This is a genomic window from Sphingomonas sp. AP4-R1, assembly GCF_013113735.1.
GTDB lineage: Bacteria > Pseudomonadota > Alphaproteobacteria > Sphingomonadales > Sphingomonadaceae > Sphingomonas_I.
This window is the reverse complement of the sequence record NZ_CP053346.1, coordinates 4140563-4154628: the sequence shown is the minus strand read 5'-3', so window position 1 is coordinate 4154628 and position 14066 is coordinate 4140563. Positions and strand designations below refer to the sequence as shown.

Below are 14066 nucleotides of genomic sequence, written 5' to 3'. Positions count from 1 at the left end.
CCTGATCGGCTCCATGCTGGCCGGAGCCCCTGCGCTCGGCCAGCGGCCGGTGCGGACGCCCGTTCCCCAAGCGCCCGTGGCGCCGCCTCCGGCCGCGCTGCCGCCGGTGATCTCGGGGACGATCCATTCGATCAACGTGACGGGCAACCAGCGCCTCGAGGCGGATACCGTCCGCTCCTATGTGAAGCTGACGGCCGGCCAGGCCTATACGGCAGCCGATCTCGATCAGGCGCTGAAGGACCTCTATGCGTCCGAACTGTTCGCCGACGTCACGATCGCGGGCGCGGACACGGGCAATATCGTGCTGCAGGTGCGCGAAAATCCGGTGATCAACCGGATCGTGCTGGAGGGCAACAAGCGCATCAAGGAAGACAAGATCCGGCCCGAGATCAAACTCGCGCCGCGCCAGATCTTCACGCGATCCAAGACGCGCGCGGACGTCGCCCGCATCATCGAACTGTACAAGCGCCAGGGGCGCTATGCCGCGACCGTCGAGCCGAAGATGGTTCAGCTCGACCAGAATCGCGTCGACGTCGTCTTCGAGATTCACGAGGGTCCGAAGTCGCGCATCCGCAAGATCAACATCATCGGAAACGAGAAATTCTCGGACGGCCGCCTGCGCGGCGAGATGGTGACCAAGCAGACCGGCCTCACCAAGATCTTCTCGGGCGGCACGAGCTACGATCCCGATCGTCTGGCCTATGACCAGCAGAAACTGCGCCAGTTCTACCTGACGCAGGGCTATGCCGACTTCCACGTCGTCTCGGCCGTGGCCGAGCTGACGCCGAACAAGCGCGACTTCATCGTCACCTACGTGGTGGAGGAAGGCCAGCGCTACAAATTCGGCGATGTCGATCTGGAAAGCCAGATCCGCGACCTGAAGCCCGAGACGCTGAAGTATCTGATTCACTTCAAGAAGGGCGACTGGTACAACGCCAAGGTCGTGGAAGACACGGTCGACACGATCACCGAGACGGCCGGCCTGCTGGGCTATGCCTTTGCGGACGTGCGCCCCGACTTCCAGCGCGACAAGGATACGCTCACGATGAGCGTGACCTTCCAGGTCGCCGACGCGCCGCGCGTTTATGTCGAGCGGGTCGACATCAACGGCAACACGATCACGCGCGACAAGGTCGTCCGCCGCGAATTCCGCCTGGCCGAGGGCGACGCCTTCAACGGCTTCCGCGTGAAGCGTTCGCGCGATCGCATCCAGAGCCTGGGCTTCTTCCAGGACAAGCTGGAGATCGGCCAGAAGCAGGGTTCCTCGCCGGACAAGGTGATCCTCGAAGCCAATCTGGAAGAGAAGTCGACCGGCCAGCTGCAGGTGTCGGCGGGCTATTCCAGCCTCGAGAAGTTCATCGTCAACGCCTCGATCACCCAGTCCAACTTCATGGGCAAGGGCCAGGAAGTCCGCACCAGCGTCGATTATTCGGTCTATTCGAAGTCGGTGTCGGTGGGCTTCACCGAGCCGTATCTGTTCGACAAGTCGATCGCGCTGGGCGTCGATGTGTTCCGTCGCGATCTGAACTCGTTCAACTATGTGAACAACGATCGTAATACGACCTACAGCCAGGTCACGACGGGCTTCCAGGTCCGTGCCGGTGTGCCGCTGACCGAATATTGGAGCCTCGCGCTCCGTTACGGCCTCAGCTACGACAAGGTCAGCCTCGACAAGAGCAGCTTCTATTCCTTCTACCAGACGGATGCGAACGGCCAGTCGGTGCTGACCAACAATTTCGCCTGCGATCCGCTGCTGGCCGGCCGCTATCTTTGCGATTCGATCGGCAATCGACTGACCTCCTCGATCGGCTATTCGATCGTGTTCGACAATCTGAACGATCGCCGCCGCCCGACGGCCGGCCGTCGCTTCGTGCTGAGCCAGGATTTTGCCGGCTTCGGCGGCAGCGTCCGCTACATCCGCACCCGCGCGGAGGGGCATCAGTATCACCAGATCCTGAAGGGCATGATCCTGTCGCTCAACGGCGAGGGCGGATACATTTATTCGCTCAACAGCAGCCGTGGCCCGAACATCGACAAGGTGCGCCTGACAGACCGCTTCTTCCTGGGGCAGCCGGAATTTGCCGGCTTCGACATTCGCGGCGTCGGCCCGCGCGTGCTGCGCGTGCCTTATGATGCGAACGGCAATCCGGTGAGCGACCGCAAGCAGATGTCGGACGACGCGCTCGGCGGCCGGGCTTATTATATGGCCAAGCTTGATCTGGAACTGCCGCTGGGCAACGGCGCGCGCGAACTGGGCCTGCGTCCGTCGATCTTCGCGATCGCCGGCTCGGTCTTCGGGCTCACCAAGCCGGCGACGACGAACATTCCGGTGGCGGGCCAGTTCCGCGCCACGCCGAATGCCGACGGCACGCTGACCTGCTACAACAGCACCAGTGGCGTTTCGCAGTCCGTGCCCGCCGGCACCTCCACCTGCGCCGAGGGCTCCACGCTCGTCGGGCAGAGCATTCCTGGCTTCCAGGAAGTCTATGTCGGCAATACGTGGAAGCCCCGCGTTTCCGTTGGCTTCGGCGTGAACTGGAATTCGCCGTTCGGGCCTTTCCGTATCGATATCGCCAAGGTTCTCGTCAAATATGCTGGCGATGATCCCAAGCTCTTCACCTTCAACGTAGGGACGCAATTCTAATGATCAGCAAGTTCAACCGTGCGGCGATCGTCGCGCTCCTCTCGGTGACGGCGGCTTCGCCGGTGTTCGCGCAGGCCGCGACCGGTGGCATCCTGTCGATCGATATCGAGCGTCTGTACAGCGACAGCGCCGCCGCCAAGAACGCGCAGTCGCAGATGATCACGCGCTATCAGGGCCCGCAGCAGCAGGCGAACACCGCGTTCGAGCAGGCGCGCACCGCCTATCAGACGCAGGTGACCGCCGCACAGAAGCTGCTCGGCCCGAACGGCGATCCGTCGAAGCTGCCCCCCGCCACGCAGCAGTCGCTCGGCGCCGCCGAGGACAAGATGCAGGAAGCCCGTCAGCAGGCGCTCGGCGTGCAGCAGGCGATCCAGGATTCGGCCGCTTATGTGCGCGAGCAGATCATCCAGGCCGCCGTTCCGATCGCCGAGCAGGTCCGCGCCCAGCGCAAGGCCGCTCTGGTCGTGCCGCGCGGCACCGTGCTGGCCGCCGATCCGGCCGGTGACGTGACGACCGCGGTGCTGCCGCTGCTGGATCAGAAGCTGACGTCGGTGCAGATCGTCCGTCCGCAGCCGACGGCTCCTGCCGCTGCCGCGCCGGCCGCCGCTGCTCCTGCCGCCGCCGCGCCCGCCAAGGCCGCGCCGCAGGGCCGCTAAGCGCACGATGAGCGAGGCGGAGCGCCCGAACATGGGCCCCCTGGACATCAAGCGGGTGATGGCGGCGCTTCCGCACCGCTATCCCATGCTCCTCGTCGATCGCGTCGAGGAACTGGTGCCCGATCGTTCGATCGTCGCGGTGAAGGCCGTGACGATCAACGAAAGCTTCTTCCAGGGCCATTTTCCCGGCCGTCCGATCATGCCGGGCGTGCTGATCGTCGAGGCGCTGGCGCAGGCCGCCGGTGTTCTCGCGGTGGAATCGCTCGGCCTCGCCGGATCGGGCAAGCTCGTCTATTTCATGGCGATCGACGAGGCGAAGTTCCGCAGCCCCGTGGAGCCCGGCGTGCTGCTGAAGCTCGAGGTGGAATTCGTCCAGAAGCGGGCGTCGGTCTGCAAGTTCGCCGGCAAGGCGCTGATCGACGGCAAGGTCGCGGCGCAGGCGAACTTCACCGCGATGATCGCCGATCCGCCGAAGGACTGAATTTCCCGTCATCCGCTTCCGCCGGGATGACGAAGAGCCGAGATCCCGGCGCCTCTTTCCTTTTTCCGCGTCCGCCTGTATGGGCGCCGCTTCCCTCCGACTGGTCGGTAACCAGTCATTCCAGGAGCCTGAGATTATGAAGAGCGGCATTCACCCCGATTATCACGTCATCAAGGTCCAGATGACCGATGGCACCACCTACGAGACGCGCTCCACCTGGGGCGCCGAGGGCGACACGCTCCAGCTCGACATCGATCCGACGGTTCACCCGGCCTGGACCGGCGGCCGTGGTCAGCTGCTCGATCAGGGCGGCCAGGTCGCGCGCTTCAACAAGCGCTTCGGCGGTCTCACGCTCGGCAAGAAGTAAGAGACGCGCGCGGCGGGCTTGCGCCTGCCGCCGGTTTCGCATGCAGGGGCTGCCCTTCGGGGCGGCCCCTTTGTGTTTATGGCGGAATGCTCGCCCGGGCAGGCCCGTTGCCGCGCTGTGTCCCGGCTGATATTGCGCCGCACAATGAGCATTGCCACCCTTCGGAAGCTGATGCGGCTGGCCTTCTGGGCGGCCCTGCTGTTCGCTTATGTCTGCGCGGTCATTCCGGGCGGTCCGGAGATCGGCCATAGTGACAAGGACGGCCATGTGCTGGCGTTCGTCACGCTGGCGTTCCTCGCCCGGCTGGGCTGGTCGCGGCGCGGCGCCATCTGGATCGCGGCCGCGCTGGTGCTGTTCGGCATCTTCATCGAACTGAGCCAGGCCACCCCGATCGTCCATCGCGACGCCGATATCTGGGATGTGGTGGCCGATACGATCGGCGTGGCGATCGGGCTGGTGCTGGGAACGGTGGGTTTGTTTCTGTTTCGGCGCAGCCGTGCCGCGAGCCTCGACGCCTGATCAGCCGTTCGCGCGGACCAGCCCGATCCGATAGCGCAGCAAGGACACGAGATTACGAATCGTGCGGGCCAGGCGGAAAGCCGAGCGCGCATGCTCATAAGCACCTGTGGGATCTCCCGCGCCGCGCCGCGCGCGGGCGGCCCAGCGGAAATATTCGCTGTCGAAGCTGCGCTCCGCCAACGCTTGCTCGGCGCGATTTACGGCATCCTCGAAGCGTCCCGCATGAAACAGCGAGCGGCTGAGTGACAACACGAAGATCGGGTGGGGCGACGCCGCAACGGCCATCTCATGTGCCACAATCGCTTCGTCATATCGGCCGAGTTCGTGCAGGCGCATGCCATATTGGTGCTGGATCGTCGCATTTCCGGGCGCGATCGCGACGGCCCGCGCGGCGAGATCGCGCGCTCGGGATTTATCGCCGTCGGGCAAACGCGAACCATATTCGGCGAGCCACATCGATGCGTCCTCGCGCCGCGCCAGAAATTCCGATTGGATGGTCGCCGGATCAGCCGAGCCTGACGCAAAAGCCAATGCCATTTTCTGCAGCAGGCCGAGTTCGGCGAGCACGGTCGTCACCGGATGGCCGGCATAATCCAACCGCAGAAGATCGGCCTTCACATCGTGGCCGATGCGCTCCGCGTGAAGCAGGTCCAGCTTGATCGTGGGATCGAACGCGATCACAACGCGTGCGCGGCATGTCAGAGGCCCATTATGCTCAGGCAGGAATTGGATGCGCCTCTGATCCCACCACCAGCGCTTGTCCGCCTTCATCCGGCGCGGATCGATCGAATATTGGGGGGACAGAGCCAGTACGTCGGTCGCGCCGATCGCGTCGGCGAAGCGCACCGCCGCATAGCCGCCCATGCTGGAGCCATAGGCCAGCACGCTCTCGGCCCCGGCCACCGCATCCCGGATGATCGCCAGCACCGCGCCGATTTCGGGATATTGATACCAGTCGTTGCCGGCGGAGAGGACGTGGATGCCGGTGAAGCCCGCGCGCTCGAAGAAGGTTTCGCCGAAACCGATCCGGTCGAACCCGGCATCGTCATGATAGGATTCGAACGTCACCACCTGATGGCGGCCGTCTCCAGCTGCGATCCGGCGCACCTCGACATGATCGGAGCGGAACAGGATTTCCGGCAGGTCGGGGCCGGCTTCATCCGTTTCTATGATCGTCTGCGCCGTCAACTCGCCCGTGCCGTACACCGTTGCTGGATCGCCCAACGCTCTGCGGCGTGATTGGTTACGATCGCGTATGCCACCGTTGCCCGTCCGCCTGGATCCGCGCAAGCCTCGACGTGGGGAGTGTCGTGGGCGGTGGGTGGATCGAGTCAGGTGAGGCACAGGCCTTATCTGGTCGTTGCACGGATCGCCAGGGCTCAGGTTCGCGGCGCACGTGGAGACGGACAATCTCTCTTTGATAACGCCTTCGCTGACCTGCGTCGCCATGAAATGGGTGAGGCGCCCGCCGATTTAAGGTGTTGGCTGGTCCGATGCGCGCGATGAACTGGAAGCCGCCCACAAGTGGCCAGCTTGATGGTGGCGCGGTCGTGGCTCGTAGCGCACCGGGGTATGAGGCCAAGATCGGCAGCCCTTTAACTTTCGATGCCGGGACGGTCGCCTCCGCATCCAGCAGAGCAATTCGGAGCGTTTCAATGAGTTGGGCCACAACTGGGGGAGGCGATCGGCAAATGGCCGCAATCGCAGTGGGGGAAGGTGTAGGACATTCTTCGCGGTTACTGCCCATAAGGTAGCTCAGCGCGTCATCACTTTCCCGAAGGAAAACAATTGGTCGCGGCCTATACCTCATGCTCTGAGAGGGCTGAGCGCTGCACCAAGTGGAAAACTACCCACCCCAATCCTCTGCCTCGACCTTACGGCAGAACTGACGCGCAAGTGGGGCGACCACATCAACATAGTCGGCTCCGATCGTGTCTATTTCCCACAACAGACGATATTCTTGCTGTCGCTCATAGCGTTTTCTCTTCAGCAGCAATAATTCGGGTCCGCCGAGCTGAGTGCTGGCATCGGCCACCATCTGCATGTCGAGATTTCCGTCCGGAAGTTTGTACTTTTCAAAATCGAAATCTATGGCGCGACTTATCGTGGCATCCGACCTGTAAATACAGGATCCTTCTATGCCGTTCCGAAAGCCTGCAAGTTGTCGAGATATTTCAAGAGAGAAGCCCACCGTGTTTGTTATCTGAAAGGCTGAATTTCTCTGGAATCCATGCTGCAAATCTTGACATAATCGATGGGAGCAGCAAAGTACTGCTGCGTTAATTCCCTGCGATTGCATCACTACCACACTCTTATTATCACTTGTTTCCCCGTAGCAAAAACCTTGGCCCTCGTTCTTGTCGCCGCGAACTTCATCTTCATAGGTTGCGAACTTCGCGAACGTACTGAGGCGCAACTTACCGGTGTCAAAAAACTCGTCGATCCAGCGTTGATCCTCGTAACGGTAAACGGCTGGTGTAACGACGTTCCACTGGCTTCCAAACTGGAGTGTTACCATATGTGGAGGTGGGCGCAGCTTTACTCGATCCTGCTCGGGAATCTCGCTCACTTGCGCGTTCTCCTTGACGCTATGGCGGACAGGGTGGGATTCGAACCCACGGTGAGCTTCCACCCACGGCGGTTTTCAAGACCGCTGCCTTAAACCACTCGGCCACCTGTCCGGACGGGGCGCTTATCGGGGGAGGCGGGCGCTCGCGCAAGACGCTGCGTCGCGCAAAGGCACGCGGCGGGGAGACGGGGGCGTTTCGCTGTGGCAGGAGGGCGGCATGATCGCGCGTTCCCTGATTGCCGCCCTCTCGCTTCTGGCCGTTCCCGCCTTCGCGCAGGAAGCGCCGCCGCCGGATTCGGATCAGCCGACCACAGCTGCCGAAGCGCCGACCGCGCCGGCGCAGCCCAGCGAGGAGGAGAAGGCCGCCACCGCCTTTCGCGCCTTCGTCACCGGCTTGCGGCCGCAGGCGCTGGCGGCGGGGGTGAACCCGCAGACCTTCGATCGCGAAGTGTCCGATCTCACGTTCGATCCGCGCGTGATCCGCGCCGATCGCGGCCAGCCGGGCGGGGGCGCCACCAGCCCGGCGACACCCTCGATCAGCATCAATTTCGCGCCCTACAGGCGCACGCATGTGGAGCCGGTGCGGATCGGGCGCGGGCGTTCGCGCTATGCCGGGCTGCGGCCCCAGCTCTCCGCGATCGAGGCGAAGACGGGGGTGCCCGAATCGATCATGCTCGCCATCTATGGCCATGAGACGGGCTACGGCACCTTCACCGGCAATTACGATATCCTGCGCTCCTTCGCGACGCTGGCTTATGAGGGGCGGCGGCGCGCTCTCTTCACCACCGAGTTCATCGATACGCTGAAGCTGATCGACCGGGGCTTTCCGCGCTCGCTGCTGAAGGGCAGCTGGGCCGGGGCGACCGGCTATCCGCAATTCCTGCCGAGCGTATGGCTGCGGCTGGCGGTGGATGGCGACGGCGACGGCAAGGCCGACATCTGGCGCAGCGAGCCCGATGCGCTGGCCTCGATCGGCAATTACCTCAGCAATGCCGGGTGGAAGCCCAACGTGCCGTGGGGCGTGCCGGTTGTGGTGCCCTCCAGCTTCGACCGCACGGGGATCGCCTCGCCGCTGACGAGCCCGCGTTGCCCGCGCGTCCATGTCCGCCTCAGCCGCTGGCTGACGATGGCGGAATGGCGCGCGAAGGGGCTGATGATCGCGGGCGCGCCCGTTCCGGCCGACACCGAGATGGCGACGTTGATCGAGCCGGATGGGCCGGGCCAGACCGCCTATCTGCTGACGACCAATTATCAGGCGATCCTCGATTATAACTGCTCCAATTTCTACGCGCTCTCGGTGGGCCTGCTCGCCGACGAGGTGATGCGGCCGGCGGATTGAGGGGCGTGTCGCTCGCTTCCGCCCAACCGTTTGCTTCGAGCGGAGATCGAGCTTGCCGAGATCGCAGTCGAGAAGGCCTGAACAGGAAAGGGTTCTCGACAGGCTCGAACCCAACGGGGTGGGGGAAGGCGGCGCTTTTCCTTCCGGCCGCCGCCGCATCCCTCCTGCTCGCCTCGTGCGCGGGGCATCATATGGTGCCCGATACGCCGGTGAAGATCGGCCGGCCCTATCAGGTGCGCGGGCGGACCTACGTGCCCGCCGACGATCAGGATTATGACGAGGTGGGCCTCGCCTCCTGGTACGGGCCGGGGCAGGGCGGGCGCACCGCCAATGGCGAAAAGTTCAAGCAGAACCGCGTCGGCGCCGCGCACAAGACCTTGCCCTTGCCCTCCTATGTCGAGGTGACGGCATTGGCGACCGGGCGCCGCATCATCGTGCGCGTCAACGATCGCGGGCCGTTCGTCGATGGGCGCATCATCGATCTGTCGCGCGGTGCGGCCGAGGATCTGGGGATCGTGCGGATGGGTACGGCGCGGGTGCGCGTGCGGCGGGTCTATCCGGGCGAGAAGGTGAAGCGCGACCTGCGATCGGGCCGCGCGGCCGAGCCGCTGGAGAGCGTCGCGCCGGTGCGGTGAGGCGCGCGGCGGGCGGCCGTTACAAAGTGATCGAGGCCGCCAGCGCGCGATACCGGGCCACATCCTTGTCGAAGAAATGCAGCGCCGGCGCCTCGTAGGTCACCAGATAGAGTTTGCCGTCGACCAGCGCGCCGAGGCCTTCGCCTTTGCGGCGGACCTCGTCGTCCAGCGTGAAATGGTAGGTGAAGCGGATCGCCTTGTGCCCGCCGAGCATAGCGGGTTCCTGCGTGTCGATGGTCATCTGGCGGGCGCCGCGGATGCGATAGGTGGTTTCCAGCAGCACCGGAATATCGGTGATCAGCATGCTGGCCTTCACGGTGGGGAGCGGGTGATGCTTGCGGTCCACCTCGCGCAGCAGCGCCTTGCCGCGTGCGACCCCGCCGAAGAAGGTGACCTTGTCGAGCTGGTCGCCGTCGATCGTCCAGACCTCGGTGAACTTGCCGTCGGTGTGGCTGAGCCTGTTCCATTCGCTGGCGGGTGTCGCCGAGAGCCGGGAGTTGGCGATGCCGGTTCTGGGGCCGGGCGGAACCAGCATATTGGAGAGAGCGGGCGTCGCCGCCAAAGCCGCCAGCGCGAGCAGGGCCGGGCTGCGCGGGATATTCATTGTTCGGTCGCCACCAGAGTCTGGATCATCGTCGCGTCGCTCGCATCCGGCCGAGCGGCGAGATAGGCGTTCAGGGCCTTGCGTGCCTCGTCCGCCTGTCCGTTCCGCAGCAGCGTCAGGCCCAGATCGCGATCGAGTTCGGGCGCGGCATAGCCGGCGGCCCGCGCATCGCGGAACCAGATGCTGGCCATCTGCAGGTCGCGCGGATTGCCGCGCGCGCGATACAATTCGGCCCGCGCGAACAGCAGCTCGCCCGTCCAGCCGGATTGCGCGGCGAGCGAGGCGAGGATGAAATCGGTCGCGCCGACATCGTATGTTTTGATCTGCGCGGCGAGCAGCCTCGGCAGATAGGGTGCGATCGCCGCGCGATATTCGTCGGCGCGCGCCTCGCCGCCGCCGGGCATCCGGGCGGCGGCGGCCTCCAGCGCCATCGCACGGTTGAGATTGGTCGGATGCGTGTCGAAATAGCCGGAGACGTAACTGTGCCTCGGCGTGCGGCCATGCCCGATTTCCGACGCATCCTGCTCGGCCATCGCCTGCCGCCACACCTCGGCCGCTGTCCTGGCGGGATAGCCGGACGTGGCCATGTAGCGCAGGCCCATCTGATCCGCAGCGGCCTCCTGATCGCGGGTAAACCGGTAGAAAGAGGCGAGGAGGCTGATCCGCGTGTCGGTAATATCGGTTCGGCTCATCGCGCCGAGGATCGCGAGCCACGCTGTCCTGTCCTTCGTGCGGCGCTCGGCCTTGAAGCCCGTCAGTCCGTGCCGCAGCTCGAAATGCCCGAATTCATGACCCAGCACCGAGGCGAGTTCGGCTTCGCTCCGCGCCCGGAGCAGCAGGCCGGTCAGGACCCGCATGCAGCCGTTGGGCAGCATCGACGCGTTGAACTCCGGCACTTCCATCACGTAGACGCGCACGCTTTGGCAGCGCTCGGCGCCGACCTCGCGGCACAGGACATCGCGCACATACTGCTCCAGCTTGCCCTCGCGGATGCGGAGCGGGCTGTCGCGCAGGAGGCGCTCCTCCTCGTCGGCCTCCATCCACAGGCCGCGCTCGTCCACCGTCCTCGGTTCGTAGGCCGGCGTGTAGGTGGGAAGGCTCAGCGTGGGATCGGCGGCGATGGTGGGTCCGGCCATCGTGACCGCCATCGTCAGGGCCGTCATCACGATCGGGAAAAGGCGCCGCATCTTACGGCGCCCCGTTCACGGCGGCGGACGACTTGCCCGGAAAGCCTTCGAGCAATTGGCTGACGCGCTTGGAGGCGCCTTCGGCCGTGCGGACGTCGCCGCCCATCTGGCGGTCCGCATTGAGCCAGACGAGTTCGCCCGTCCGCAGATCGACGAGTCCGGCATAACCCGTATGATCGCCGGACTTGAGCCCGACCCCGCCCATCGCCGCCACCATCTGCAGCACCTTGCGCCCGGCCGATCCATAATCGTCGCGCGTGGTGATGAAGAGCGCGTAATCGGCCGCCGCCAGCGAGCGCAGCTTGCCGAGATCGGCGCCGATGCTCCATTCGAAGCTGTCATTGCGCTTCTTGGTGGGCAGGCGGTTTCCGGCGAAGAACTGATATTCGATCACGGAGTCCGCGAGCGCGCCGAACAATTGCGCATATTCGGTTGCCAGCGGTCCTTCGCCGCTCGCCCCCTCGTCATATTCGACCATGGCATTGCCGACATTCGCCTGCGCCTGGCGGAGGGCGAGCGCGATATTCTCGCGCGCCTGCCGCGTCCAATCGGCATTGGGTTCGTTCACGCCGCCGATCGACTGGGCGCCGACGAGGATCGTCGGGCGCATCAGGACGATGCGCGCCGTTCCCGGCCGGAGCGCGAAACCCGGCTTGATCCCGGTCTTCTCCTGTGCCGCGAGTGGCGCACACACCAGCAAGGCCGCGAAGGCAACCGCCCCGCGCACGATCCGAAACTGTCCCATGAGGCCCCCCTCAACGAGGAGTATCGCCAAAAGGAGGCCCGGTGGGAAGGTCCGTTCCGCAGGCGAAATAATTCGCGGCGAAGATCATCATCAGAATTGGAAGGTCTTTTCCGGACAATCCGAGCCGCCGGGACCGGGGGACGATGCCCAGCCCGCAGCGGCCCCGAGCCTAGAATAACGGCTTCAGCGTCCCATAAACGTGGCTCACCGACACGGTGTTGGTGCCGTGGCAGGAGAAGCAGTTGGCGCCGGAGCCGGGGTGCGCCAGATCCTCCTGCACGAACGTCTCGAGCGTCGCGTTCGAGAGCCGGTTGGTGCCGACCTGATTATTGTTGTTCGGCGGGGCGCCGCCGATCGTCCAGGTCGAGCCGAGCTGGAAGTAATTGCGACGCAGATCGCCTCCCAGCAGCTGGCCGATGACGGCCGCGTTCGCGGAGATCACCTGCGTGTTCAGCGAGGCATTCGTGCCGCTGGTGCCCCAGGGCAGCGTTCGCAGGACGGCGGTCGGGCCGACCGGATTGCCCGAGGGGCCGTCAATCGCTCCGGTCGGGATGTCCCAGCTCGGGAAGTTCGTGATCTGGCCGTTGAACGGGCCGCTCGATCCGCTGGGGGTGAACAGCCATGTGCCGACGGTATTCTGCGCCACCGTCTTGAGCCCGCTGGTCGAATTATATTGATAGGATGCGTTGGGCGCATTGCCGGTATGCTCGAACGTCCCCCACACCATCTCGCCATGGCCGTTGGTGCTGCCGACGACATGCAGCCCGACCATCGCCACGGTGATCGTGGTCTGGCCGTTGGGCACCCAATGCGCCGGATTGGATTTGTCGAAGGTCGGCACCGTCGCCTTGAGCTGGACATAGCCCGAGGGATCCGGGACCGCGCTCGCATCGACCCAGCTGCTCTTGGTTTCGATCGTCAGCGCCTCCGGATCGGTGAGCGTGCGCCCGTGCGAGGAGGCGAACGCCGTGACGGTCGCGGCGTTCGCGGCCGTGAGCGGGAAGGTGATCGGCGTGACGAACGGGATCACCGCCGGCCCCTGCATCGTGCGATGATAGGCGAACATGTCGTTGACGATGGTGATATAGTAGATCAGCGACCCGTTCTGGGAGAGCAGGACGCCGCCATCGGCCTGGCCGGGCTCGACATCGATCACGTTGCCGCCTGAATCGATGAAGATCGGAATCTTGTTGAGGATGATCTTGCGGGCCTGGATCGCATCCTTGACCGCCTGCACCGGCACCATCGGCAGCAGCCGATTGCTCTCCGGCATCCGCACCATCACGCGATTGAGAGTCGGCAGCTGAAGCTTGCGGACCTGAATGGCCCTGCCGCGCACGTCGAGGAATTGAAGCTGCCCCCCGACGACGCGGGCGCTCGACAGGCGGACCTGTGCGCCGTTGAGGCCGCGCACGACGGGCGGCACCGGCAGGCGGGGATTGGGGCGCTGGACCTCGACGATCTGGCCGGTGCGCGTGCGGACGATCGGCAGCAGGTGCGGGCCGAGTTCGGTCGCCCGCAGCATCATCCGGAACGGCAGGCGGGGATTGTTGGGGATGAAGCTGCGCCGCCCGCTGCTGTCCTCCGGGCTGACCGTGTAGAAGCTCGGCGAGAACATGATCCGGCCGCCCCCGCCGCCGCCGTAGCGGGTCGGCGCCGGCGAGGTGAGCCAGAGGAACATCTGCTCGCTCCACACGAAGAAGCCGCAATTGGGCTGAAGAACCTGTGTGCTGTCGGCCGGCTTGACCGTGCCGTTGAGCGTGACCGTGCCGGACTCGAACATCGCGGCGAAGGTGGCGGGCGAGATCGGACAGGTCGGCTGCGGATCCGTCGGGACCGACTGGCTGATACCCTGCTGCGAAATCCCCAGAATTGCGGCTGCGGCGGTCGCACTCAGGACGAGCGAAACCGTGGCGCCTTTGCGCGTAACTCGCATGATCATCTCCCCTGTTTATATAATCAGGAAGGTGATCGTGAGTTATGATCTTGTCAATTGATGGCATTGGCAGTGAATATATTTGCAGGCTGGAATGGATCGATTCAAAATCAGTTTCACGGATAGTCTTCATCTAGAAGAATGTGAGGAGATGATTGGAGTTGTGACGGGTTTTGTGCTTCGCGCGTGATACGGACGCCGCCGATTCCGGCTCGTTACGGGGGAGTAATCTGCCATATTCGGGCGCGCAGATCCGATCGGTCGGAAAGGACATTTGCCCCGATCGCGTGGCGCTTGCGGGCGGCCCACGGAATCGCGAGGCTCCCTGCGGGGCCGATCCGGGTGGGCCGGCCCCCAAAACAAAAAGGGCGACCCGAAGGCCGC

General features: G+C 64.6%; 13 protein-coding genes and 1 tRNA gene. 7 read left to right on the top strand and 7 right to left on the bottom strand.

Annotated elements, in window-relative coordinates:
- Window positions 1-13: 13 nt before the first annotated feature.
- The 5 genes from bamA (at window position 14) to HL653_RS18935 (ending at window position 4667) form a co-directional block, all read left to right on the top strand.
- Window positions 14-2644, top strand: a complete 2631-nt coding sequence (gene bamA, locus HL653_RS18955; RefSeq protein WP_171747112.1) for an outer membrane protein assembly factor BamA — start codon at window positions 14-16, stop codon at window positions 2642-2644.
- Complete coding sequence (locus tag HL653_RS18950) at window positions 2644-3300, top strand: OmpH family outer membrane protein (protein ID WP_171745891.1); 657 nt, start codon at window positions 2644-2646, stop codon at window positions 3298-3300. The genes bamA and HL653_RS18950 overlap by 1 nt, the downstream gene beginning before the upstream one ends.
- Window positions 3301-3307: 7 nt before the next feature.
- Entirely contained in the window at window positions 3308-3781 is a 474-nt protein-coding gene (gene fabZ, locus HL653_RS18945; protein WP_171745890.1) for a 3-hydroxyacyl-ACP dehydratase FabZ, read from the top strand.
- A gap of 136 nt (window positions 3782-3917) precedes the next feature.
- Entirely contained in the window at window positions 3918-4148 is a 231-nt protein-coding gene (rpmE, locus tag HL653_RS18940; protein ID WP_171745889.1) for a 50S ribosomal protein L31, read from the top strand.
- A 144-nt stretch (window positions 4149-4292) separates the two neighbouring features.
- The gene (locus HL653_RS18935) at window positions 4293-4667 is read left to right on the top strand and encodes a VanZ family protein (RefSeq protein ID WP_171745888.1); all 375 of its coding nucleotides are present in this window, start codon (window positions 4293-4295) and stop codon (window positions 4665-4667) included.
- Here the strand turns inward: HL653_RS18935 and HL653_RS18930 are convergent, their stop codons facing one another.
- The 3 genes from HL653_RS18930 to HL653_RS18920 all read right to left on the bottom strand — a co-directional run bounded on the left by HL653_RS18930 (window position 4668) and on the right by HL653_RS18920 (window position 7348).
- Window positions 4668-5891, bottom strand: a complete 1224-nt coding sequence (locus tag HL653_RS18930; RefSeq protein WP_171745887.1) for a tetratricopeptide repeat protein — start codon at window positions 5889-5891, stop codon at window positions 4668-4670.
- 622 nt (window positions 5892-6513) lie between these two features.
- Window positions 6514-7236, bottom strand: coding sequence for a hypothetical protein (locus HL653_RS18925; protein WP_171745886.1), 723 nt, complete (start codon window positions 7234-7236; stop codon window positions 6514-6516).
- A 22-nt stretch (window positions 7237-7258) separates the two neighbouring features.
- Window positions 7259-7348, bottom strand: a tRNA-Ser gene (locus tag HL653_RS18920).
- A 105-nt stretch (window positions 7349-7453) separates the two neighbouring features.
- Between HL653_RS18920 and HL653_RS18915 the strand changes: the two genes are divergently transcribed.
- Both HL653_RS18915 and HL653_RS18910 read left to right on the top strand, forming a co-directional pair.
- On the top strand, window positions 7454-8575 hold the full coding sequence (locus tag HL653_RS18915; RefSeq protein ID WP_171745885.1) for a lytic transglycosylase domain-containing protein: 1122 nt from the start codon (window positions 7454-7456) through the stop codon (window positions 8573-8575).
- 191 nt (window positions 8576-8766) lie between these two features.
- A complete protein-coding gene (locus tag HL653_RS18910; protein ID WP_171745884.1) occupies window positions 8767-9210 on the top strand; it encodes a septal ring lytic transglycosylase RlpA family protein in 444 nt (147 codons plus the stop codon).
- 19 nt (window positions 9211-9229) lie between these two features.
- Here the strand turns inward: HL653_RS18910 and HL653_RS18905 are convergent, their stop codons facing one another.
- The 4 genes from HL653_RS18905 to HL653_RS18890 all read right to left on the bottom strand — a co-directional run bounded on the left by HL653_RS18905 (window position 9230) and on the right by HL653_RS18890 (window position 13682).
- Window positions 9230-9814 carry a hypothetical protein gene (locus HL653_RS18905; RefSeq protein ID WP_171745883.1) on the bottom strand — a complete coding sequence of 195 codons (585 nt, stop codon included), beginning with the start codon at window positions 9812-9814 and terminating at the stop codon, window positions 9230-9232.
- Window positions 9811-11001, bottom strand: coding sequence for a M48 family metallopeptidase (locus HL653_RS18900; protein WP_253717090.1), 1191 nt, complete (start codon window positions 10999-11001; stop codon window positions 9811-9813). The genes HL653_RS18905 and HL653_RS18900 overlap by 4 nt, the downstream gene beginning before the upstream one ends.
- Before the next feature lies 1 nt (window position 11002).
- Entirely contained in the window at window positions 11003-11746 is a 744-nt protein-coding gene (locus HL653_RS18895) for a hypothetical protein (protein ID WP_171745882.1), read from the bottom strand.
- A 169-nt stretch (window positions 11747-11915) separates the two neighbouring features.
- The gene (locus tag HL653_RS18890; RefSeq protein WP_171745881.1) at window positions 11916-13682 is read right to left on the bottom strand and encodes a hypothetical protein; all 1767 of its coding nucleotides are present in this window, start codon (window positions 13680-13682) and stop codon (window positions 11916-11918) included.
- Window positions 13683-14066: the final 384 nt, after the last annotated feature.